General features: G+C 71.8%; 22 protein-coding genes. 16 read left to right on the top strand and 6 right to left on the bottom strand.

Annotated elements, in window-relative coordinates:
* Positions 1-47 precede the first annotated feature (47 nt).
* Positions 48-956, bottom strand: a complete 909-nt coding sequence (locus ACZ6YG_RS40970; RefSeq protein ID WP_148031294.1) for an ABC transporter ATP-binding protein — start codon at positions 954-956, stop codon at positions 48-50.
* A 196-nt stretch (positions 957-1,152) separates the two neighbouring features.
* Between ACZ6YG_RS40970 and ACZ6YG_RS40965 the strand changes: the two genes are divergently transcribed.
* From ACZ6YG_RS40965 to ACZ6YG_RS40920, 10 genes are all read left to right on the top strand, one after another.
* Positions 1,153-2,376 (top strand): multidrug effflux MFS transporter, encoded by a 1,224-nt coding sequence (locus tag ACZ6YG_RS40965; protein ID WP_397199087.1) that lies wholly within the window; start codon positions 1,153-1,155, stop codon positions 2,374-2,376.
* Positions 2,377-2,467: 91 nt separating this feature from the next.
* A complete protein-coding gene (locus ACZ6YG_RS40960; RefSeq protein ID WP_148031296.1) occupies positions 2,468-3,187 on the top strand; it encodes a helix-turn-helix transcriptional regulator in 720 nt (239 codons plus the stop codon).
* The gene (gene sufB, locus ACZ6YG_RS40955; RefSeq protein WP_148031297.1) at positions 3,184-4,596 is read left to right on the top strand and encodes a Fe-S cluster assembly protein SufB; all 1,413 of its coding nucleotides are present in this window, start codon (positions 3,184-3,186) and stop codon (positions 4,594-4,596) included. The genes ACZ6YG_RS40960 and sufB overlap by 4 nt, the downstream gene beginning before the upstream one ends.
* Positions 4,596-5,717: a Fe-S cluster assembly protein SufD gene (sufD, locus tag ACZ6YG_RS40950; RefSeq protein WP_466020916.1), complete on the top strand. Its 1,122-nt coding sequence runs from the start codon at positions 4,596-4,598 to the stop codon at positions 5,715-5,717. Before sufB ends, sufD begins: the two co-directional genes overlap by 1 nt.
* Positions 5,714-6,031, top strand: coding sequence for a non-heme iron oxygenase ferredoxin subunit (locus ACZ6YG_RS40945; protein WP_148031299.1), 318 nt, complete (start codon positions 5,714-5,716; stop codon positions 6,029-6,031). The genes sufD and ACZ6YG_RS40945 overlap by 4 nt, the downstream gene beginning before the upstream one ends.
* A 3-nt stretch (positions 6,032-6,034) precedes the next feature.
* On the top strand, positions 6,035-6,781 hold the full coding sequence (gene sufC, locus ACZ6YG_RS40940; protein ID WP_148031300.1) for a Fe-S cluster assembly ATPase SufC: 747 nt from the start codon (positions 6,035-6,037) through the stop codon (positions 6,779-6,781).
* Positions 6,778-8,040, top strand: coding sequence for a cysteine desulfurase (locus ACZ6YG_RS40935; protein ID WP_148031301.1), 1,263 nt, complete (start codon positions 6,778-6,780; stop codon positions 8,038-8,040). The genes sufC and ACZ6YG_RS40935 overlap by 4 nt, the downstream gene beginning before the upstream one ends.
* 2 nt (positions 8,041-8,042) lie before the next feature.
* A complete protein-coding gene (gene sufU, locus ACZ6YG_RS40930) occupies positions 8,043-8,483 on the top strand; it encodes a Fe-S cluster assembly sulfur transfer protein SufU (protein WP_148031302.1) in 441 nt (146 codons plus the stop codon).
* Positions 8,480-8,839, top strand: a complete 360-nt coding sequence (locus tag ACZ6YG_RS40925) for a metal-sulfur cluster assembly factor (protein ID WP_148031303.1) — start codon at positions 8,480-8,482, stop codon at positions 8,837-8,839. The genes sufU and ACZ6YG_RS40925 overlap by 4 nt, the downstream gene beginning before the upstream one ends.
* A gap of 304 nt (positions 8,840-9,143) precedes the next feature.
* Positions 9,144-10,961: a DEAD/DEAH box helicase gene (locus ACZ6YG_RS40920; RefSeq protein WP_364230518.1), complete on the top strand. Its 1,818-nt coding sequence runs from the start codon at positions 9,144-9,146 to the stop codon at positions 10,959-10,961.
* Positions 10,962-11,889: 928 nt separating this feature from the next.
* On the opposite strand, the gene ACZ6YG_RS40915 is transcribed toward ACZ6YG_RS40920, so the two are convergent.
* Both ACZ6YG_RS40915 and ACZ6YG_RS40910 read right to left on the bottom strand, forming a co-directional pair.
* Entirely contained in the window at positions 11,890-12,819 is a 930-nt protein-coding gene (locus ACZ6YG_RS40915) for an RNA polymerase sigma-70 factor (RefSeq protein ID WP_466020915.1), read from the bottom strand.
* Positions 12,816-13,727, bottom strand: coding sequence for an NAD-dependent epimerase/dehydratase family protein (locus tag ACZ6YG_RS40910; protein ID WP_466020914.1), 912 nt, complete (start codon positions 13,725-13,727; stop codon positions 12,816-12,818). Before ACZ6YG_RS40910 ends, ACZ6YG_RS40915 begins: the two co-directional genes overlap by 4 nt.
* Positions 13,728-13,873: 146 nt before the next feature.
* Between ACZ6YG_RS40910 and ACZ6YG_RS40905 the strand changes: the two genes are divergently transcribed.
* The 3 genes from ACZ6YG_RS40905 (at position 13,874) to hisG (ending at position 15,947) form a co-directional block, all read left to right on the top strand.
* Entirely contained in the window at positions 13,874-14,641 is a 768-nt protein-coding gene (locus ACZ6YG_RS40905; RefSeq protein WP_466020913.1) for an SDR family oxidoreductase, read from the top strand.
* 134 nt (positions 14,642-14,775) lie between these two features.
* Entirely contained in the window at positions 14,776-15,039 is a 264-nt protein-coding gene (locus ACZ6YG_RS40900) for a phosphoribosyl-ATP diphosphatase (protein WP_148031308.1), read from the top strand.
* A gap of 62 nt (positions 15,040-15,101) precedes the next feature.
* Positions 15,102-15,947 (top strand): ATP phosphoribosyltransferase, encoded by an 846-nt coding sequence (gene hisG, locus ACZ6YG_RS40895; RefSeq protein WP_148031309.1) that lies wholly within the window; start codon positions 15,102-15,104, stop codon positions 15,945-15,947.
* Positions 15,948-16,028: 81 nt separating this feature from the next.
* Here the strand turns inward: hisG and ACZ6YG_RS40890 are convergent, their stop codons facing one another.
* On the bottom strand, positions 16,029-17,318 hold the full coding sequence (locus ACZ6YG_RS40890) for an aminotransferase class V-fold PLP-dependent enzyme (RefSeq protein WP_466020912.1): 1,290 nt from the start codon (positions 17,316-17,318) through the stop codon (positions 16,029-16,031).
* A gap of 9 nt (positions 17,319-17,327) precedes the next feature.
* Entirely contained in the window at positions 17,328-18,377 is a 1,050-nt protein-coding gene (locus ACZ6YG_RS40885) for an EAL domain-containing protein (protein ID WP_466020911.1), read from the bottom strand.
* A gap of 119 nt (positions 18,378-18,496) precedes the next feature.
* On the opposite strand from ACZ6YG_RS40885, the gene ACZ6YG_RS40880 reads away from it, so the two are divergent.
* Positions 18,497-19,144 carry an acVLRF1 family peptidyl-tRNA hydrolase gene (locus ACZ6YG_RS40880; RefSeq protein WP_219547700.1) on the top strand — a complete coding sequence of 216 codons (648 nt, stop codon included), beginning with the start codon at positions 18,497-18,499 and terminating at the stop codon, positions 19,142-19,144.
* Between the two features lie 19 nt (positions 19,145-19,163).
* On the opposite strand, the gene ACZ6YG_RS40875 is transcribed toward ACZ6YG_RS40880, so the two are convergent.
* Positions 19,164-19,982 (bottom strand): NAD(P)H-binding protein, encoded by an 819-nt coding sequence (locus ACZ6YG_RS40875; protein WP_364230535.1) that lies wholly within the window; start codon positions 19,980-19,982, stop codon positions 19,164-19,166.
* Between the two features lie 97 nt (positions 19,983-20,079).
* Here ACZ6YG_RS40875 and ACZ6YG_RS40870 point away from each other — a divergent pair, with 97 nt between their 5' ends.
* Positions 20,080-20,646 (top strand): TetR/AcrR family transcriptional regulator, encoded by a 567-nt coding sequence (locus tag ACZ6YG_RS40870; protein WP_466020910.1) that lies wholly within the window; start codon positions 20,080-20,082, stop codon positions 20,644-20,646.
* Between the two features lie 93 nt (positions 20,647-20,739).
* Positions 20,740-21,789 carry a LacI family DNA-binding transcriptional regulator gene (locus ACZ6YG_RS40865; protein WP_466020909.1) on the top strand — a complete coding sequence of 350 codons (1,050 nt, stop codon included), beginning with the start codon at positions 20,740-20,742 and terminating at the stop codon, positions 21,787-21,789.
* Positions 21,790-21,809 lie beyond the last annotated feature (20 nt).

The raw sequence follows: 21,809 nt of genomic DNA, 5'->3' as shown, positions 1-21,809 counted from the left end.
GAACGGCGCCGCCCCCGGTGCGGGCGTGAAGTCGAGTGTGGGTGTCGTCACCGCAGCTCCCTGCCCGTCAGCTCCAGGAACACGTCTTCCAGCGTGCGCCGCTCGATGCGCAGGTCGTCGGCCGTCACGCCCTCCGCCGCGCACCACGCGGTCACGGTGGCCAGCAGCCCGGGGTCGACCTGCCCCTCGACGATGTAGTGGCCGGACGGCGACTCCTTGGCCGCGCTGCCGATCGGCAGCGCGTTGAGCAGCTCCTCCAGCGCCAGCCCCGGGCGGGCGCGGAACCGGAGCTGCCGCTCGGCCCCCGTCAGCGCGGCCGGGCTGCCCTCGGCCACCACCCGGCCCCTGTCGATGATCACCACGTGGTCGGCCAGCCGCTCCGCCTCGTCCATGTGGTGGGTGGTCAGCACCACCGACACCCCGGCGGCGCGCAGCTCGCCCACCAGCTCCCAGCAGGCGTGCCGGGCCTGCGGGTCGAGCCCCGCCGTGGGCTCGTCGAGGAACACCAGCTCGGGCCTGCCGATGACGGCCGCGGCCAGCGACAGCCGCTGCTGCTGCCCGCCCGACAGGCGCCGGAACGGGGTCCGTACGTGATCGGAGAGGCCCAGCCTGGACAGCAGGGCGCCCGGATCCAGCGGCCGGGCGTGGAAGCGCGAGACCAGCCGGAGCCACTCGCCGCAGCGCGCGGCGGGCGGCACGCCGCCCGACTGCGGCATGACGCCGACCCGGGGGCGCAGCGCGGCCGAGGCGGGCGGCAGGCCCAGCACCCGCACCGTGCCGCCGTCGGCCGTGCGGAACCCCTCGCAGATCTCCACCGTCGAGGTCTTGCCCGCGCCGTTGGGGCCGAGGACGGCCGTCACCGCGCCGCGGGCGGCGCTCAGCGTGAGCCCGTCGATCGCGGCGGTGCTTCCGTACCGCTTCACGAGGTCGACGATCTCGACGGCTGGGGATGTCATGAGCACGAGTCTAGGGACCGCCGGGGGTGGTTCGCCGGTCAGCCCCGCGTCGGCTTGTCAGGGAGGTTTCACCTACGAACGATACGTTTACCGGAAATTTCCGGAAACCGGGAATGAGTATTACCAGAAAAGGGTTTAGTCCTCTCGGTTCATGTCCGCATCTCACATTTTGGCCCGCATGGAGAGGTAAACGCGCATGTCCGTGGCAGAAGCCGCGCAACCGGTCGTCCAGGAGAGCCGCCGCCGCGCGGGGCTCCTGCTCTTCATCCTCGGGGCGCTCTCCGCGATCGGGCCCCTGTCCATCGACATGTACCTGCCCGCGCTGCCGGCCATCACCGAGGAGATGCTCAGCGTCCCCGCCCAGGTCCAGCTCACGCTGACGGCCTGCCTCGTCGGCGTGTCCGTCGGTCAGGTGGTGGCCGGGCCGCTCAGCGACGTGCGCGGCCGGCGGGTGCCGCTGATCGTCGGCGTGGGCGGGTTCATGGTGGCGTCGCTCCTGTGCGCGTTCGCCCCGTCCGTGCCCGTGCTCATCGCGCTGCGGCTGGTGCAGGGCATGCTCGGCGGCGCGGCCCTGGTCATCGTGCGCGCCGTGGTGCGCGACCTGTACGACGGCGCCGCCATCGCCCGCATCTTCGCCAGCCTCATGCTGGTCAGCGGCCTGGCGCCGATCCTGGCGCCGATCGCCGGGGCGCAGCTGCTGGAGTTCACCTCGTGGCGGGGCGTGTTCGTGGCGCTGAGCCTGGCCGGGCTCGTGCTGATGCTGGCCGTGCTGGCCGGGGTGCGCGAGACGCTCCCGGCCGACCAGCGGGAGAGCGGCGGGTTCAGGCACACCCTGCGCAGCTTCCGGCGCCTGCTGCGCGACCGGCCGTTCATGGGCTGCGCGCTGACCGCCGGGCTCGCGTTCGGCGCCATGTTCGCCTACATCTCCGGCTCGCCGTTCGTCCTCCAGGACGTGTACGGGGCCTCGCCGCAGCAGTACTCGCTCATCTTCGGGCTCAACGCGTTCGGCCTGATCGCCATGTCGCAGGTCGGCGGGCGCCTGGCCGGGCGGGTGCCGCAGGTCCGGCTCATCCTCGCCGGTCTGGGCGTCGCCCTGGCCGGCGGGGCGCTCCTGCTGCTGGCCGTCGTCATCGGGCTCGGGCTGACCGGGGTCGTGGCCGGGCTGTTCGTCATCATGTGCGGCCAGGGCCTGATCCTGCCGGGCACCGGTGCGCTGGCCCTGGCCGGACAGCCGCCGCAGGTGGCCGGAGCGGCCTCGGCGCTGCTCGGCGTGCTGCAGTTCGCGCTGGGCGCGGTCGCGGCGCCGTTCGTCGGGCTGTTCGGCGCGGACACGGCGCTGCCCATGGCCGTCGTCATGACCGGTCTGTTCGCCTGTTCCGCCGTGGTCTTCGCGATCATGGCCCCGAAGTCTGTTAGGTAAGCCTTACCTGAGTGAGAAATTGCATTGACCCGCTGCTCGGAACCGTTTGTGGACCGGGAAGGAATTAGGGCACACTGATGTTGTGAAAAACGTGCCCTTGATAGAGCCAGGCAGCGAGCGCAGCACCCGTGCGCGCGTCGCCCGGCTCATTCTGGAGCACGGGCCCATCGCCGCGTCGGCGCTGGGCGAGCGGCTCGGGCTCACGCCCGCGGCCGTCCGCCGCCACCTCGACGCGCTGCTCGCCGACGGGATGATCGAACCCCGTACGGTGCGGCCGCGCGGTCAGCGGGGGCGCGGGCGTCCGGCCAAGCTGTTCGCCATCACCGACGCGGGGCGCAGCGCCTTCGAGCACGCCTATGACGACCTGGCCGGGAGCGCGCTGCGTTTCCTGGCCGCGCGTCTGGGGGAGGAGGCGGTGGCCGACTTCGCCCGCACACAGGTCTCAGGCCTGCTGCGGCGGCTGGAGCCGGTCATGCGGCAGGTGCCACCCGACCAGCGCGTCCAGGTGCTGGCCCAGGCTCTGTCCGCGGAGGGCTACGCCGCCTCGGCCACCAAGGCCAAGTCGGGCGGCGACCAGCTCTGCCAGCACCACTGCCCGGTGGCCCACGCGGCCGCGGAGTTCCCGCAGCTGTGCGAGGCCGAGACGGAGGCGTTCGCGCAACTGCTCGGCACCCCCGTGCAGCGGCTGGCCACGATCGCGCACGGCGACGGGGTCTGCACCACGCACGTGAGCCCCCAGACGCTGGGGGTCCCACATAGAGCAACTGCCGAGAAAAGCACTCGCGAGAAGAGCAAGGAGACCGGAGGGTGACTGTCACCGACCGCCCGGAGCTGGAAGGCCTCGGGAATTACAAGTTCGGCTGGGCCGACCCCGACGCCGCCGGCGCGGCGGCCAAGCGAGGCCTGTCCGAGGAGGTCGTACGCGACATCTCCACGCTGAAGAACGAGCCGGAATGGATGCTCGACCTTCGCCTGAAGGGCCTCCGCCTGTTCGACAGGAAGCCGCTGCCGACGTGGGGCTCCGACCTCACCAGCATCGACTTCGACAACATCAAGTACTTCGTGCGTTCGACGGAGAAGCAGGCGACGTCCTGGGACGAGCTGCCCGCCGACATCAAGAACACCTACGACAAGCTCGGCATCCCCGAGGCGGAGAAGCAGCGCCTCATCGCCGGCGTCGCCGCCCAGTACGAATCCGAGGTCGTCTACCACAAGATCCGTGAGGACCTCGAGGAGAAGGGCGTCATCTTCGTCGACACCGACACGGGCCTGAAGGAGCACGAGGAGCTCTTCAAGGAGTACTTCGGCTCCGTCATCCCGGTCGGCGACAACAAGTTCGCCGCGCTCAACACCTCCGTGTGGTCCGGTGGCTCGTTCATCTACGTGCCGCCGAACGTCGAGGTCGAGATCCCGCTGCAGGCCTACTTCCGGATCAACACCGAGAACATGGGCCAGTTCGAGCGGACCCTGATCATCGTCGACGAGAACAGCTACGTCCACTACGTCGAGGGCTGCACCGCGCCGATCTACTCGTCCGACTCGCTCCACTCCGCGGTCGTCGAGATCATCGTGAAGAAGAACGCCCGCTGCCGTTACACGACCATCCAGAACTGGTCCAACAACGTCTACAACCTGGTCACCAAGCGCGCCGTCGCCTACGAGGGCGCGACCATGGAGTGGATCGACGGCAACATCGGCTCCAAGGTCACGATGAAGTACCCCGCCGTCTACCTCATGGGCGAGCACGCCAAGGGCGAGACCCTGAGCGTCGCGTTCGCGGGCGAGGGCCAGCACCAGGACGCCGGGTCCAAGATGGTCCACCTCGCCCCGCACACCAGCTCCACCGTCATCTCCAAGTCGGTGGCGCGCGGCGGCGGACGCACCTCCTACCGCGGTCTCGTGCAGATCGAGGAGGGCGCCCACGGCAGCGCCAGCACCGTCAAGTGCGACGCCCTGCTCGTCGACCAGATCAGCCGCTCCGACACCTACCCGTACGTCGACGTCCGCGAGGACGACGTCTCGATGGGCCACGAGGCCACGGTCTCCAAGGTCAGCGAGGACCAGCTGTTCTACCTCATGAGCCGCGGGCTCGACGAGGACGAGGCGATGGCGATGATCGTGCGCGGCTTCGTCGAGCCGATCGCGCGCGAGCTGCCCATGGAGTACGCACTCGAGCTCAACCGGCTGATCGAGCTGCAGATGGAAGGAGCCGTCGGCTGATGGGCCTGAACGAGAAGCCCCTGTCGACCCTGCACGAGAAGGCGTCGTACGACCTGGCCGACTTCGAGGTGCCGGCCGGGCGCGAGGAGGCGTGGCGCTTCACCCCGCTCTCGCGCCTGAAGGGCCTGCACGACGGCAAGGCCGTCGCGGAGGGCCACGTCAAGGTCGACGTGGACGCCGCGCCCGAGGTCACCGTCGAGACCGTGGGCCGCGACGACCCGCGGCTCGGCAAGGTCTACGTGCCCGCCGACCGGGTCAGCGCGCAGGCGTTCAACGCCTTCGAGAAGGCGACCGTGCTCACGGTGGCGCGCGAGGCCGTCACGTCCAAGCCGACCGTCGTCACGCTCACCGGCGCCGGCGACGGCGCCGCGTACGGTCACCTGCTGGTCCAGGTCGAGCCGATGGCCGAGGCCGTGATCGTGCTCGACCACCAGGGCAGCGCGGTCTACGCCGACAACGTGGAGTTCGCCGTAGGCGACGGCGCCACGCTGCGCGTGGTCAGCCTGCAGGACTGGCAGGACGACGCCGTCCACGTCAGCCACCACCACGCCAGGCTCGGCAGGGACGCCACCTTCCGCAGCTTCGTGGTGACGCTCGGCGGCGACCTGGTCCGGCTGTCGCCCAGCGTGTCCTACGAGGGGCCCGGCGGCGACGCCGACCTGACTGGCGTCTACTTCGTCGACGCCGGTCAGCACCTGGAGCACCGCCTCCTGGTCGACCACTCGCAGCCCAACTGCAAGAGCAACGTCGACTACCGCGGCGCCCTCCAGGGCGAGGACGCGCACGCCGTCTGGATCGGCGACGTGATCATCCGGGTCGCGGCCGAGGGCACCGACACCTACGAGCTCAACCGCAACCTCATCCTCACCGACGGCGCCCGCGCCGACTCGGTGCCCAACCTGGAGATCCTCACCGGCGAGGTGGCCGGCGCGGGGCACGCCTCCACGTCCGGCCGGCTCGACGACGAGCACCTGTTCTACCTCCAGGCCCGGGGCATCCCGTACGACGAGGCGCGCCGCCTGGTCATCAGGGGCTTCCTCGGCCAGCTCGTCGAGAAGATCCAGATCCAGGAGATCCGCGACCGCGTCATGGCGGCGCTGGAGGCGGAGCTCGCCCGATGAGTTTCGAGAAGGTCTGCCAGATCGGCGACATCCCCGACGGTGGCGTCATCGCCGTCGAGCTCGGCGAGACGCCGGTGGCGCTGGTGCGCAAGGGCGGCGACGTGTTCGCCCTGCACGATGTCTGCTCCCACGCCGAGGTGCGGCTCAGCGAGGGTGACGTCTACGACGGCACGCTCGAGTGCTGGCTGCACGGCTCGTGCTTCGACATCCGCACCGGCAAGCCCACCGGCCCGCCCGCCACCAAGCCCGTGAACGTCTACACAGTCAAGATCGACGGCGACGACGTGCTCGTCTCGCTCTCGAAGGAGTCCTAAGCAATGTCCACCCTTGAGATCCGTGACCTGCAGGTCGCCGTCGAGGACAAGGAAATCCTGCGCGGCGTCAACCTGACCGTGAAGTCGGGCGAGACCCACGCCATCATGGGCCCCAACGGCTCCGGCAAGTCCACGCTCGCCTACGCGATCGCCGGTCATCCGAAGTACACGATCACCGGCGGTCAGGTGCTGCTCGACGGCGTCGACCTGCTGGAGCTGTCGGTCGACGAGCGGGCCCGCGCGGGCCTGTTCCTGGCCATGCAGTACCCCGTCGAGGTCCCCGGCGTGTCGGTGTCCAACTTCCTGCGCTCGGCCGTCACCTCCGTCCGCGGCGAGGCGCCCAAGCTGCGCCAGTTCGCCAAGGACCTGAAGAACGGCATGGACGCGCTCGCCATCGACGGCTCCTTCGCCCAGCGCAACCTCAACGAGGGCTTCTCCGGCGGCGAGAAGAAGCGCCACGAGATCCTCCAGCTGGAGCTGCTCAAGCCGAAGATCGCGGTGCTCGACGAGACCGACTCCGGACTCGACGTCGACGCGCTGCGCGTGGTGTCGGAGGGCATCAACCGCTTCCGCGAGTCCGGCGAGACCGGCGTCCTGCTGATCACGCACTACACTCGCATCCTGCGCTATGTGAAGCCCGACTTCGTGCACGTCTTCGCCAACGGCAAGATCGTCGAGGAGGGCGGGCCGGAGCTGGCGGACAAGCTCGAGTCCGAGGGCTACGAGCAGTACACGAAGGCATCTGCATGACTCAGACCAGCTTTGACGTGGAGAGGATCAGGAAGGACTTCCCGGTTCTCTCCCGCGAGCTGCCCGGCGGGCGCCCGCTCGTCTATCTCGACTCGGGCAACTCTTCCCAGAAGCCCACACAGGTCATCGAGACCATGCGCGAGCACCTGGCGCTGCACTACAGCAACGTGGGGCGTGCCATGCACGCCCTGGGCGCCGAGTCCACCGAGGCCTACGAGAGCGCCCGCGACAAGATCGCCGCTTTCGTCGGCGCTCCCTCGCGTGACGAGGTCGTCTTCACCAAGAACGCCTCCGAGGCGCTCAACCTGGTCGCCTACTCCTTCGGCAACCCGGCCAACACCGACGACCGCTTCCGGCTCGGCCCCGGTGACGAGATCGTCATCTCCGAGATGGAGCACCACTCCAACATCGTGCCGTGGCAGCTGCTCGCGCAGCGCACCGGCGCGACGCTGAGGTGGTTCGGCGTCACCGACGAGGGCCGGCTCGACCTGTCCGGGCTCGACGACCTGGTCACCGAGCGGACGAAGATCATTTCGATCGCTCACCAGTCGAACGTCCTCGGCACCGTCAACCCGGTCGCCGACGTGCTGGCCCGCGCCCGGCAGGCCGGCGCGCTGGTGATGCTCGACGCCTCCCAGTCGGTGCCCCACCACCCGGTGGACGTGGCCGCGCTGGGCGTCGACTTCGTCGCCTTCACGGGCCACAAGATGGTCGGCCCCTCCGGCATCGGCGTGCTGTGGGGCCGGGGCGAGCTGCTCGAGGCCATGCCCCCGTTCCTGGGCGGCGGGGAGATGATCGAGGCGGTCTGGATGGACCGCTCGACCTACGCCCCCATCCCGCACAAGTTCGAGGCCGGCACGCCGCCGATCGTCGAGGCCATCGGCCTCGGCGCGGCCGTCGACTACCTCAGCGGGGTCGGCATGGCGGCCGTCGAGGCCCACGAGCGCGAGCTCGCCGCGTACGGCCTCGACGCGCTGCGCGAGCTGCCGGGGCTGCGGCTGATCGGCCCCGACTCGCTGGAGATGCGCGGCGGCACGCTCGCGTTCACGCTGGACGGCATACACCCGCACGACGTGGGGCAGATCCTCGACGACGCGTTCGGCGTCGCGGTGCGCGTCGGCCACCACTGCGCGCGCCCGCTGCACCTGCGGTTCGGAATACCGGCGACCACGCGGGCGTCGTTCTATCTGTACAACACCACGGGCGAGATCGACGCCCTGGTGCGCGGCCTCCACCACGTCCAGAAAGTGTTCGCATAGCGATGATCGGCGAGTCGATGTACCAGGAGCTGATCCTGGAGCACTACAAGCACCCGCAGGGGCGGGGGCTGCGCGAGCCGTACGACGCCGAGGTTCACCACGTGAACCCGACGTGCGGCGACGAGATCACGCTGCGGGTCAGGGTGGGCGAGGCCGGCAAGATCGAAGACGTCTCCTACGACGGTCAGGGCTGCTCCATCAGCCAGGCCGCGGCCTCGGTGCTGCACGAGCTGACGACCGGCTCGACCGTACGGGAGACCCTGTCCGTGGTGGACGAGTTCACCCGCCTCATGCAGGGCAGGGGGCAGGTGGAGCCCGACGAGGACGTGCTCGGCGACGCGGTGGCGTTCGCCGGGGTGGCCAAATTCCCCGCGCGCGTCAAGTGCGCGCTGCTGTCATGGATGGCCTACAAGGACGCTGTGGTGAGGAGTGCTGCACAATGAGCAAGCCTGTCGAGACCCCGACCGGCTTCGACGGTGACGCGACCGTCGAGGAATTGATGGAGGCGCTCAAGGACGTCGTCGACCCCGAGCTCGGCATCAACGTCGTCGACCTCGGCCTGATCTACGGCCTCAACCTCGATCCCGGCCAGGACGGCAAGCCCGTCGCCACCATCGACATGACCCTGACCAGCGCGGCCTGCCCGCTGACCGACGTCATCGAGGACCAGGCGCACTCCGCGCTCGACGGCATGGTCTCCGACGTGAAGATCAACTGGGTCTGGCTGCCGCCGTGGGGCCCTGACAAGATCACTGACGAGGGCCGCGACCAGCTTCGTATGCTAGGCTTCAACGTCTGATCTTTTCTGCTGGAGGCTGGCGCCTCGGCGCCGGCCGCTTCAGCATGCCGGAGGTCCCCGGAAAGTCCGGAGATCCTCCTCGGGAATAAGCGTGATCTCTCCCGTGTTGGCACCCAAGGACACCTGACGCCTCATCGCGCGTCCCGCGCCGCCTGCGGCCGGCGCCCTCAGGTGCGCCTTCCCCCAAGCTCCGCCCCGATGGCGGGCGCACTGCAATGTGTACGGCAATGTCGCCGTACGTCCTGGCTCGTCCTTTCGCAGAAGTGACGTGCCACTTCGACTGAAAGGCACGAATTTCGTGACCATGCTTGACGCTGTCCTGCCCGAGACGACCCCCGAGCAGGGCCCGTCCGAGTTCGAGCTGCTCGGCCTGCCCAAGCCGCTCGTGAACGGCCTGGCCAGGCAGGGCATCGGCTCCCCGTTCCCCATCCAGAGCGCGGCCATCCCGGACGTGCTCGCCGGCGCCGACGTGCTCGGCCGCGGCCAGACCGGCTCCGGCAAGACCCTCGCCTTCGGCCTCCCCATGATGGCCCGCATCTCCGGCGTCAAGCCGGCCCCCGGCCGCCCCCGCGCGATGGTCCTCGTCCCCACCCGCGAGCTCGCCCTCCAGGTGCACGACGCCCTCGAACCCCTCGGCCGCGGCCTCGGCCTGCGCATGAAGGTCGTCGTCGGCGGCATGTCCATGGGCAAGCAGATCGAGGCGCTGCGCCGCGGCGTCGACGTCGTCATCGCCACTCCCGGCCGGCTCGGCGACCTGATCCGGCAGGGCGAGTGCTCGCTGGAGGACATCGAGATCAGCGTCCTTGACGAGGCCGACCACATGTGCGACCTCGGCTTCTTCCCGGTGGTGACGGAGCTGCTCGCGCAGACCCCGCCCGGCGGGCAGCGGCTGCTGTTCTCCGCCACCCTCGACGGCGACGTCGACAAGCTCGTCCAGCGCTTCCTCAAGGACCCCATCAGCCACTCCGTCGCACCGGCCACCTCGCCCGTCGACACGATGGAGCACCACGTGCTGCAGGTGACCCGCGACGACAAGTTCGACATCACCGCCGAGATCGCCAACCGCGAGGGCCGCACGATCATCTTCGTGCGCACCCAGCACGGCGTCGACCGCCTCTGCAAGCAGCTGGCCAGGGTCGGCGTCAAGGCGGGCGGCCTGCACGGCGGCAAGCGCCAGAACCAGCGCACCCGCATCCTGGCCGAGTTCCGCGAGGGCTCCGTCAACGTGCTCGTCTGCACCGACGTCGCCGCCCGCGGCATCCACGTCGACAACATCAGCCTGGTGCTGCACGTCGACCCGCCCCAGGACAGCAAGAGCTACCTGCACCGGGGCGGCCGCACGGCCCGCGCCGGCGAGAAGGGCACCGTCGTCACGCTGGTGCTGCCGAACGAGCGCCGCTCCACCGAGTCGCTGACCCGGCGGGCCGGCATCCACCCGTTCCGCCTCAAGGCGACCCCCGGCCACCCCCGGGTGGCGGAGGTCACCGGCGCTCGCATGCCGAGCGGCGAGTCGATCCCCGTGTGGGAGCCGGACGTCCGCAAGCCCCTGCGCCCGCGCCGCGACAACCACAACGGCCGCTCCCGCCGTCCCCGTCGCGACTTCGACGGCGAGCGCCGTCCCCGGCGTCACGAGGACGGTTTCTCCGGCCCCCGGCGTCACGAGGACGGCTTCTCGGGTCAGCGCCGCCACGAAGGCGAGCGGCCGTTCGGCGGCCCGCGCCGCCACGACGGCGGAGACGCGCAGCCGCGCAGCTTCGGTGAGGACCGCCGCGACCGCCCCTTCCGCGAGGGCGACCGTCCCCGTGGCGGTGGCTACCGTGACGACCGTCCCAGCGGTGGCTACCGCGACGACCGTCCCGCCCGCGACGGTGACCGTCCCCGTGGCGGCGGTTACCGTGACGACCGCGGGACGCGAGGCGGCGGGTTCCGTCCCGACGACCGCGGCAACCGCTACTCCGCCGACCGCGGCCGCCCCTCCACGGGTGACCGCGACCGCGGCGGGTACCGCTCCGACGACCGTCCCCGCGACGGCTACCGTCCCGGCAACTTCCGCTCGGACGACCGCGGCACCAGGGGCGGCGGCTACCGCCGCGGCAGCTCCGGCCGCAGCTTCGACCGCTGACCCACACCGCCCGTGACGGGTTCCGTCCATCCGACGGGGCACGCAAGGCCAGACCATACGAGCACCCCCGCTCCGTTCACCCGAACGGCGCGGGGGTGTTCGCATGTGCGGGGGTGGTGATTGCGCTCCGTCCGGCAGGGCACGCAAGGCCGGCGCCATACGAACACCCCCGCGCCATTCACCCGAACGGCGCGGGGGTGTTCGTGTGTGCGGAGGTGTTGGTCAGTGGTGTGTACGGCGGGTCGTGGGTGATGTGATGGGCGGGGCGCGCACGACCCGAAGTCATGCGAGCGCCCCCGTTCCGTTCAGTCGAACGGCGCGGGGGTGTTCGTGTGTGCGGAGGTGTTGGTCAGTGGTGTGTACGGCGGGTCGTGGGTGATGTGTTCGGCGGGGCGCGCACGACCGCAAGTCATGCGAGCGCCCCCGTTCCGTTCAGTCGGACGGTGCGGGGGTGTTCGCGATGTGCGGAGGTGTGGGTCAGTGGCGTGTACGGCGAGGCTTGCACGACGGGGCCTGCAGGAGCGGCATTCGAGTTCCCGCTCCGTTCGTCCGAAGGGGTGCTCGCAGGTGCGGACGGTGGTCATGCCGGTCCGGCGTCGGCGGTGCGGGGTGGGGGAGGCGAGACGGCGGGCCGTGAGGGCGATCGCGGACTGGGGCGCCGGTGTGGGTGCGGAGCGGGTGCCGCTTGTTCGCGGGGTACTGGTGGGAGGGGGCGCGGGGCGGCTGGTCGGCTGGGGGGTGTTATGGCCTGGGTAGGAGGCAGTGGGGCGTGTTGATCGCGCTCGCGAGTTGCGGACCGGGTGTCATGGCTGGGGTGTGGGGCGGCGGGTTGTGTTGTTCGCGCTCGCGAGTTGCGGACCGGGTGTTGTGGCTGGGGTGTGGGGCTGTGGGGGGGTGTTGTTCGCGCTCGCGAGCTGCGGACCGGGTGTCATGGCTGGGGGGTGGGGCGGCGGGCTTGGTTGGCTTCGCGGACGATGGCCCAGGCGTCCGCGACCGGGCCCAGGTGGCGGAGCTTGTCAGGGTTGATCACTGCGCGGATCGTCTGGACGCGGCCGGAGAGGATATCGAGGGTCAGGGTGTTGACGATCCTGCCTTCTCGGTCGCGGAAGATCGCGCCCGGCTGGCCGTTGACCTCGTGCGGCTGCACCACGCCGCCGATGCGGACGAACGGCCCGGCGATCCCGGCCAGGACCCTGGCCACCTTGCCGGCGCCGAAGACGCCCGTGCCCCACAGCGGGGCGTTGCCGCCGCTGTCGCCGACCATCCGCACGTCGGCGGCGAGCAGGTCGCGCAGCCCGTCGACGTCCCCGTCACGGAAGGCGTCGAAGAACCGTCCGGCGAGCTCGTCCCGCTCACGGCGGTCGGTCTCGAACCGGGCTCGTCCCGCGTCCATGTGACGGCGCGCCCGCACGGCGAGCTGACGGCACGCCGCCTCCGAGCGCCCCACCGCCGCGGCGACCTCGCCGAAGCCGAACCCGAACACCTCCCGCAGCACGAAGACCGCCCGCTCCAGCGGGCTGAGCCGCTCCAGCAGCAGCAAGGCCGCCATCGACAGCGAGTCGGCCAGCTCCGCCGACCGCACCGGATCCTCGTAGGGGTCGGCCAGCAGCGGCTCGGGGAACCACCGGCCGGTGTACTGCTCCCGCCGGACGCGGGCCGAGCGCAGCACGTCGATCGCGATCCTGGACACCGTGGCCGCCAGGAACGCCTTGGCCGACGCCGGACGCCCGGGGTAGGCGTCGTAGCGCAGCCAGGCCTCCTGGACCGCGTCCTCGGCCTCGCCCACGCTGCCCAGGATCCGATAGGCGATCGAGAACAGCAGCGGCCGCAGCTCCTGGAACTCCTCCGCCCTGGTCACGCCAGCTCCTCCTTGAAGCCCTGACGCCAGGAGGGGTGGCGCAGCCGCCAGCCGAGCTCCCGCTTGGCCTTGGCGTTGGAGAAGCCGCGCCCCTCGGTCATCATCGCCACCGCGGTCCTCCCGGCCAGCGGCCTGGCCAGCCAGACCGGGATCCGCATCGGCGGTTTGGCCCCCGCGCACGCGGCCAAATAGGGCAGCCACTCGCGCGCCGGGGCCGGCTCGTCGTCGACGATGTTGAACACGCCCCTCGCCCGCTGTTCCACGGCCAGGACGGTGGCCTCGGCCGCGTCGTCGAGATGCACCCACGAACTGTAGCCGCCGCCGTCGCCGATGACCGGATACTGCCGCTTGCGCACCAGCTCGACCTGGGCGTCGGTGGCCCCGGGCCCGTAGAAGGCGCCGTAGCGCAGGACCGCACCCCCGGCCGCGGCGACCACCTGTTCGAGGTGGCGGATCGCTGCCGCCCCCTGGCCCGTGCTCGTCGGGTCCAGCGGATCCTCCTCCGTCTTCACCCACCCGCCCGTACGGATGCCGTTCCACGAGGCGTAGCTCTGCGCGACGACATGGGAGACGCCGGTCGCCTCCGCGGCGGCCAGCAGGTGGTCCGTCCCCTCGGTGCGCAGCCGGTTGGTGGTGGCGAACCAGCGGTCGAAGTGCTTGATGTCGGGCTTGCCGCCGATCGCGGTCATCTGGTGCACGATCACGTCCGGCCGGGCCCTGGCCACCGCCTCGCCGACAGCTTCCGCGTCCAGCCCGTCCATCACGACCGCCTCGGCGCCGAGGCGCTCCAGGAGGCCCAGCTTGCCCGCGCCCGTCGTCGTCGCGGTCACCTGGTGGCCGCGCGCCACGAGCCGCCGCACCAGCCGCCGTCCCAGCACCCCGGCCCCGCCGGCCACGAACACCCGCATGACCATCACCTTTCCCACGTCACTGGCTGTTTCCGCCACCCGGGACGAGACAGCACAGCCGTCTGTGACATCGGCCGTCCATGTCACAGCGCGGCCGGCCTGTCTCGTCCCGGGGCGGACAGACTCACCGAGACAGGAGCTTGGCCATGGACGAGCGGAACACACACCGGAAGATCGCCCTGATCACCGGGGCGAACAAGGGGATCGGCCGGGCGACCGCGGAGCGACTCGCCGAACTGGGCGTGACGGTCCTGATCGGCGCCAGGAACGCGCGGCGCGGCCAGGAGGCCGCGGCGGCGGTGCGCGCGGGAGGCGGCGACGCGCACGCCGTCACCCTCGACGTCACCGACCTCGCCACCGTCGAGGCGGCCGCCGGATGGGTCGAGGAGCGGTTCGGCCGCCTCGACGTGCTGGTCAACAACGCCGCCATCACCGGCTCCGGCCAGGTCTCGCCCGAGGACGCCGTCGACCAGATCCCCAGCGGCGTCGACCTGGACATGGTCCGGTCGGTGTTCGAGACCAACGTCTTCGGGGTGATCGCGGTCACCAACGCCATGCTCCCGCTGCTGCGGAGGTCGCCGGCGCCGCGGATCGTCAACCTCAGCAGCGGCGGCGGGTCGCTGGCCGTCAACAGCGAGCCGGGCGGCCCGCTGAGCGGGCTGCCGCAGTCGGCCGCGTACTCGCCCTCCAAGACCGCGCTCAACGCGCTGACCGTGCAGTACGCCAACGAGCTGCGGAAGGACGGCATCCTGGTCAACGCCGCGGCCCCCGGCTACGTCGCCACGGACATCAACGACCACCGCGGGTTCCTCACCCCCGCGCAGGGCGCGACGGTCGTGGTACGACTGGCGACGCTGGACGCGGACGGGCCGACCGGTGGGTTCTTCAGCGAGGACGGCCCCGTGCCCTGGTGACCGCCGGTTGAACGGACCACCCCACCCGAGAGGCCGGGCGCGACGCGCCAGGGAACGCGCCCGGCCGCGGGTGAGTCCGGTGCCTGGCGCAGACTAGGCTTGAGTAGCATTCCTGCCGAACGACGAGAGAGATCATGAAGACCTTCGAAGAGCTGTTCGCCGAGCTGTCCGAGAAGGCGCAGACCCGGCCCGCGGGCTCGGGCACCGTGGCCGCGCTCGACGCCGGCGTCCATGCCATCGGCAAGAAGGTCGTCGAGGAGGCCGCCGAGAGCTGGATGGCCGCCGAGCACGAGTCGAACGACCGGGCCGCCGAGGAGATCTCGCAGCTCCTCTACCACGTGCAGGTGCTGATGATCGCGAAGGGCATCGGGCTCGACGAGGTGTACAAGCATCTCTAGGGTGCCCCGCGCCCGCCTCCGCCCGTCCCGCACGTTTCGCGACCCATCCGAGGACCACTGACATGCTACGTCTGGCCGTACCCAACAAGGGCGCTCTCAGCGAGGCCGCCCAGACCATGCTCAAGGAGGCCGGCTACCGGCCCCGCAGAGACAGCAAGGAGCTGTTCGTCGTCGACGAGGCGAACGGCTGCGAGCTGTTCTTCCTGCGCCCCCGCGACATCGCCGTCTACGTCGGCGAGGGCACGCTCGACGCCGGCATCACCGGCAGGGACATGCTCATCGACTCCGGCGCGCCCGTCGAGGAGATCATGCCGCTCGGCTTCGGCGCCTCCACCTTCCGGCTGGCCGCCAAGGCCGGCACCCTGACCAGCGTGCACGACCTGCAGGGGCTGCGGGTGGCCACCTCCTACACCGGGCTGCTCGAGAAGTACCTGTCCGACCAGGGCGTCGACGCCCGCGTGATCAAGCTCGACGGCGCCGTCGAGACCGCCATAAGGCTGGGCGTCGCCGACGCGGTGGCCGACGTGGTCGAGACCGGCACCACCCTGCGCAACGTCGGGCTGGAGGTGTTCGGCGAGCCGATCATGCGCTCGGAGGGCGTGCTGATCAAGCGGAACGGCACCCCCGACTCGCCCGCCATGCAGCAGATCGTCCGCCGCATCCAGGGCGTGGTGCACGCCCGCGACTTCGTCATGATGGACTACGACATCCGCGCCGAGCGGATCGAGGAGGCCATCGCGCTCACGCCCGGCATGGAGGGGCCGACGGTCTCGCCGCTGCACCGTGAGGGCTGGGTGGCCGTCCGCGCGATGGTCCGCCGCCAGGGCCACCAGCAGGTCATGGACAAACTGTGGGACCTCGGCGCCCGCGCCATCCTCGTCACCGACATCTACGCCTGCCGGCTCTAGTAGCGCAACCCGTAGTCGGAGCGGCGGGCCGGGCGAAACGCGTGCCCGAGGCGGGAACCCTCACGAGCGGCCGGCAGGACGTCAGGCGAGACCTTTCACCGCTTCGACGGCGTGGTCGACCTGCTCGGGCGTGGTGACGATGCTGGTGCCGAAACGCAGCAGCGACGGCACGTACGGGGTGGTGGAGGCGATGACCTTGCGCCCGTGCAGGTGGGACACCGCCTGGGCCGCGTCCATGCCGTCGATCGAGCAGCACACGAGCCCCGCCGAGAGGCCGGGGGAGTCGGGGGTGGCCAGCCGGACGTGCGGGAGCGCGCTCAGGCCGCTCTTGAGCCGGGTGGCCAGCTCCTGGGTGCGCCGCTGGATGCGGTCCTTGCCGATCGCCTTCTGGAAGTTGAACGCCTGCGTCATCGCCCACCGGTGCTCGAACGCCTTGTAGCCGCCCGGCGTGGCCAGGTCGGCCGTGGTCTCGGCCGGCCCCTCGCCGCGCTGCCAGGCCACGAACGAGGACCGCCCGAAGCCGGGGATGACCGGGGCGAGCGCGTCCCAGGCCCGGCCCCACAGGATGCCGGTGCCGCGCGGCCCGAACAGCCACTTGTGCGTGCCGCTGGCCATGAAGTCGCAGCCCAGGTCGCCCATCTCGTCGGCCATCGCGCCGAACCCGTGCACGCCGTCGACGCACAGCAGCGCCCTGTCGGCCTCGTCGCGGCCCCGGTTGGCCTCGGCCAGCATGTCGGCGATGGCCCGGATCGGCAGCCGCACCCCCGTGCTGGAATGCACCCACGTCACCGCCACCACGCGGGTGCGCGGCCCCAGGCCGTCCCTGATCGCCTCGACGATCCTGGCCTCCGACGCCTGGGCAGGGTCGTCGTACAGCCTGACCCTGCGCACCTTCGCGCCGGTGCGGTCGGCGAGCAGCCGCACCCCCTCGTGGGTGGCCAGGAAGTCGTGCTCGGTGGTGAGCACGTCCTGGCCGTCCTTGAGACGCATGCCGGAGTAGAGCAGGCCCAGGCCCATCGTGGTGCTGTCGGTGAGCGCGAGCTGCCGGGCGTCGGCGCCGACGAAGCGCGCGGCCGTCTCCCGTACGGTGCCGTCAGGAGAGGCGTTGCCGGCGGGCAGGTAGTGCGGGTCGGCGTCCAGGCCCGCGCGGTGCCGCTCGATCGCCGCCCGCACCGGGGCCGGCGCGGGGGCCAGCACGAACGCCGCGAACTGCCCGTACGCCGGATCGAGCGTGAACTGCGCGCGCACCGACTCCCAGTCGTCCGCGTCGAAGGCCGGAGACGGCTCGGGGGCGGGGGAGGAGGTGCAGGCCGCCACCCCGGCGAGCATCCCCGCGCCGAGCACCGCCCGTCTGTTCAGCTGCCGCGTCACGCTCCCTTCCTATCCCGGGACGCGCCGATCTGCCCAGAGCGCCGGGCGAGTCGTTACCTGCCTGATCAGGTCCGAGATCCGGACGATGCCGAGGCAGCGGTTCACCTCGTCGGTGACCACCAGGTCGTCGTAGACGCGGCCGGTGTCGCGGCCGGCCGCCTGCATCGCCGCCACCGCCGGAGTGGTCCGCGGCACCGTGCGGGGCGGATCGGCCAGCCGCCGCGCCGGTTTCGACCCGTACAGCGCGTGCCCGTACCGGGAGGCGATCGAGAGCAGGAACCGGCCGCGGTCCAGGCTGCCCAGCGGACGCTGGTACTCGTCCACCAGGACCACACTGGTGATCGTCGGCTCGCGCCCGAACGCCTCCACCACCTGCTCCGCCTTCGCCGCCTCGGGCAGCGTCACCGCCGGCAGCAGCAGCTCCTGCACGCGCGGGCCGAGCGTCGCCTCCGGCTGGTCGTCGGCCGTGCCCAGCGGCACCCGTACCAGCCCGTCGGGGCCGGGCGACAGCAGCGGCCCTGTCGCCATCCGCGCGCCCCACGAGCGCGCCGCGGCCAGCTGCGCCTCGTCCTCGATCGCGGGCGCCAGCACGTGCGCGCCCACGCCGCGCGCCAGCGTCACCACCGCGCGCGCCGCCGCCACCGCCCGGTGGTCGCGGGGCGCCCGCGCGATCAGCTCCGGCGCGATCCCCACCAGGTACGGGGACGCGTCCGCGATCAAATCCAGCGGCACGTGCTCGGTCCCGGCGCCGCCGAATCCGAGCAGGTAGCCGTGGGCCCGCAGCCCGTCGAGCGCCACCCTGAGCAGCCGGCGCTCCTGCGGCGCGCACGGGCCGCTCAGCAGCAGGATCAGCTCGCGCGGATGCCGGCCGGCGCGGCGCAGCGCCTCGTGCAACGGGGCCATCGCCCCCGCGCCCGACAGCACCACCTGGACCGGGACGTCCAGGACCATCGGCAGCGGCGCGGCCCGCAGATTCCCCGACGGGTCGAGCATCGCCGGCCGGGCGATCACCGAACCCGTGTCGAGATCCACAAGAGGGCCTGTGAGCAGGGAGGACACGTAGCGATGATGGGCTGGTCCGGGACCCCGCGACAGTCTCCCGCGGTGGAATTCACCGACATTTCCCCGGAGATTCCCCGGCCGGTGAACGCGCGCCGCCGGTCGGTTAGCCTTCCGGCATGAACGCGCGACCGGCGAAGGGCGGCGGCCGGTGGGTCTCCGTGCCGCCTGAGCGGCTGAATCCGTGGATCGACGGGTTCGCCGCCCGCCACGGGCCCTTCGAGGCCGCGGGCGACGACCGCCTGGTGCGGCTGACGGCGCGCGACGGGGCGGTGGCCGAGCTGCACGTGCCCTTCCCGCCGATGCGTCCGGGCCCGCCGCACGTCACCCGGCTCGTCGAGCACTCCCGCGCCGCCCGTCGGGTGGGGGTCGTGCTGGTGCGGCTCGGCGGATACGCGGCCGGGGTGTTCGACGGGACCGCGCTGGTCGCGTCCAAGGTCGGGTCGCGGCTGGTCCAGGGGCGCACGGCGGCGGGCGGCTGGTCGCAGCAGCGCTTCGCCCGCCGCAGGTCCAACCAGGCGGGCAAGGCCTTCGAGGCGGCCGCAGAGACGGCCCTGCGGGTCCTGACGCCGCACGAGCTGGACGCCGTCGTGCTGGGCGGCGACCGCAGAGCGGTGGACGCCCTGCGCGCCGACCCGCGCCTGGCGCCGCTGCTGGCCCTGGAGACCGAGCCGTTCCTGACGGTCCCCGACCCGAAGCTGGCGGTGCTCAAGGAGACCCCGGCCCAGTTCCGGGCCGTCCGCGTGCGCGTCACCGACCCCGTGTGACCGCGCCCGGTGGAGGAGGTCAGGCGCCGAAGGCGTGGGCGTGGTCGGCGAGGAAGGCCGTCAGGGGGCGCGGCGGGCGGCCGGTGAGGTCCTCGACCGCGGAGGTGACGGAGGCCCAGTCCTCCGTCTCCATCTCCCGCATCATCGTGGCCACCTCCGTGGCGGCGCCCTGCGGCACGCCCTGGGCGGCCAGGTGGGCGGCCATGGCGGGGACCGGGAGGTCGACGTAGGTCACCGGCCGGCCGATCGCCGCCGTGACCGCCGCGGCGATCTCGTCGTGGGTGTGCGCCTCGGGCCCGGTGAGCGTGTACGTGGCGCTCGGGCCCACCGGCGCGGTCAGCAGGGCGGCCGCCGCCGCGGCGATGTCCCGGGCGTCGATGTAGCTGACCTTGGCCGCGCCGTACGAGCCGTGGATGCGGCCGTCGCGCACCTCGCCCGGCAGGTTCTGCATGAACCCGCCGGGCCGCAGGATCGCGTGCGGCAGGCCGGACGCGCGCAGGTGCTCGTCGATGCGGCCGTGCGGGTCCTGCCCGAGCCTGCCGCCCGGCCTGGCGTGGCGTACGGAGACCGTCACCACCTGCGCCACCCCGGCCTCCCGCGCCAGGTCGACGACCGCGCGGTGGGCGTCCACCACGCCGGGCCAGAGCGAGCTGTTGAGGAACAGCCGGTCGCCGGGCGACAGGTGGGCGCCGATCGACTCGGGCCGTTCCAGGTCGCCCGGCACGTACGGACCGCCGAGACCGGCGGGCTCGCGGGTGACGGCGGCGACCTCGCCGGGCGGGAGCAGGGCGACGAGCGCCCGGCCTATGGAGCCGGTGGCGCCGGTGACCACGATCATGGACTTCCCCTAAGTGGATGACATCATTCCGGTTAGGTGGACCGTACAGGAAGCGGAATCTCATCGTCCACTTAATCGGAGCGGTACGATTTCCTCCGTGCGGGCGGACGCCAGGCGGAACCTGGGCAAGATCGTGGAGGCCGCGGCGGCCGTCATGGCCGAGCGGGGCCCCGCCGCGCCCATGGAGCTCATCGCCCGCCGCGCGGGCGTCGGCGTCGGCACGCTCTACCGGCGCTTCCCCGATCGGGCCGCGCTGCTCGCCGCCATGGGGGAGCACTACGTGCACTCGCTGGGCGAGGCCCTCGACCGCGCCGTGGCCGAGGAGCGCGACGCCTGGAGCGCGCTGCGGGCGTTCGTGCTGTGGGCGGGCGACTCGGGGCGGGGCGTGCTCGCCGCCGTGCTGGCCGGGGTGCCCGAGGAGGCGACGGTCGGGCCGGGGTTCGAGGAGACCCGTCAGCGCTGGCTGGAACGTTTCACCGCGCTCGTCCGGCAGGCCCAGGCCGACGGCCGGATGCGCGCCGACGTGGGGGTGGACGACGTGGTGGCGCTGCTCAACCTGTTCGCCTGCCATCCCGGCTCGCTGCCCGCGCACGTCGCGGCCCGGCCCGCATGGTTCCTCGGGCTGATGCTGGACGGGATGGCGGCCGGGGCCGCGCGAGTCTGATCACGGGATCGCCACGTCTTTGAGACGATTCAAAAAAATCTTCAAGGCCGCTATGATGAACCCGTTAACAGCGGCACGGCCTCGTGAGGATCAATGGGGACCAGGAGCATCAAGGAGGTCGCGCAGCTGGCGCGGGTCTCGGTCGGCACCGTGAGCAACGTGCTCAACCGCCCCGAGATCGTCTCGCCCGCCACGCGTGAGCGGGTCTTCGAGGCCATCCGCGAGCTGGGGTTCGTCCGCAACGAGGTGGCCCGTCACCTGCGGGTCGGGCGCAGCCGCACGGTCGGGCTGGTCGTCCTCGACGTCTCCAACCCGTTCTTCGCCGACGTCGCCCAGGGCGCCGAGGCGGTGGCCGACGAGCACGACACGATGATGATGCTCTGCAACAGCGCCGCCGACCCCGACCGCGAGCGCCGCCACCTCGACCAGCTGGAGCAGCAGCGGGTGCTGGGCGTCCTGATCACCCCGGTCGACGCCGCCAGCCCGCGCCTGGCCCAGCTCACCGCCAGGGGCACGCCCGTGGTGCTGGTCGACAGCGCCGCCACCGGCATGCAATGCTCGGTCGCCGTCGACGACCGGCTCGGCGGCCAGGTGGCCGCCGCCCACCTGATCGAGCGCGGCCACCGGCGCATCGCGTTCGTCGGCGGGCCGCTGTCGATCAAACAGGTCGCCGACCGCCACGCCGGGGCCTCCGCCGCCGTGTCCGCCGCTGTGTCCGCCGCTGTGTCCGCGTCCGCCGGGGAAGGCGCCGAGCTCGTCGACTTCGAGACCACGGCGCTGGGCGTGGCCGCCGGGCGGGCCGCCGGGGAGTGCCTGGCCGCGCTGCCCGGTGCCGAGCGGCCGACCGCCGCCTTCTGCGCCAACGACCTGCTCGCCCTCGGGTTCCTGCAGGCCATGTCGCTGCGGGGGCTCAAGGTGCCCGACGACGTGGCGATCGTCGGCTACGACGACATCGACTTCGCCGCCGCCGCGGCGGTGCCGTTGTCGTCGGTGCGCCAGCCACGTGAGCTGCTCGGCCGTACCGCCATCGAGCTGCTGCTGGAGGAGGTCTCCTCACCGGACCAGCACCGTCACAGGCAGGTGATCTTCCAGCCCGACCTGGTCGTCCGCGAGTCGAGCAAGGCCATCCGCAGAGACGCCTGAGCGGCGCTCCGCCGTCCGGG

The organism is Nonomuraea sp. NPDC054003 (genome assembly GCF_055585125.1).
Note: the sequence above shows the minus strand (reverse complement) of the source record. Positions and strands in the feature narration are given on the sequence as shown.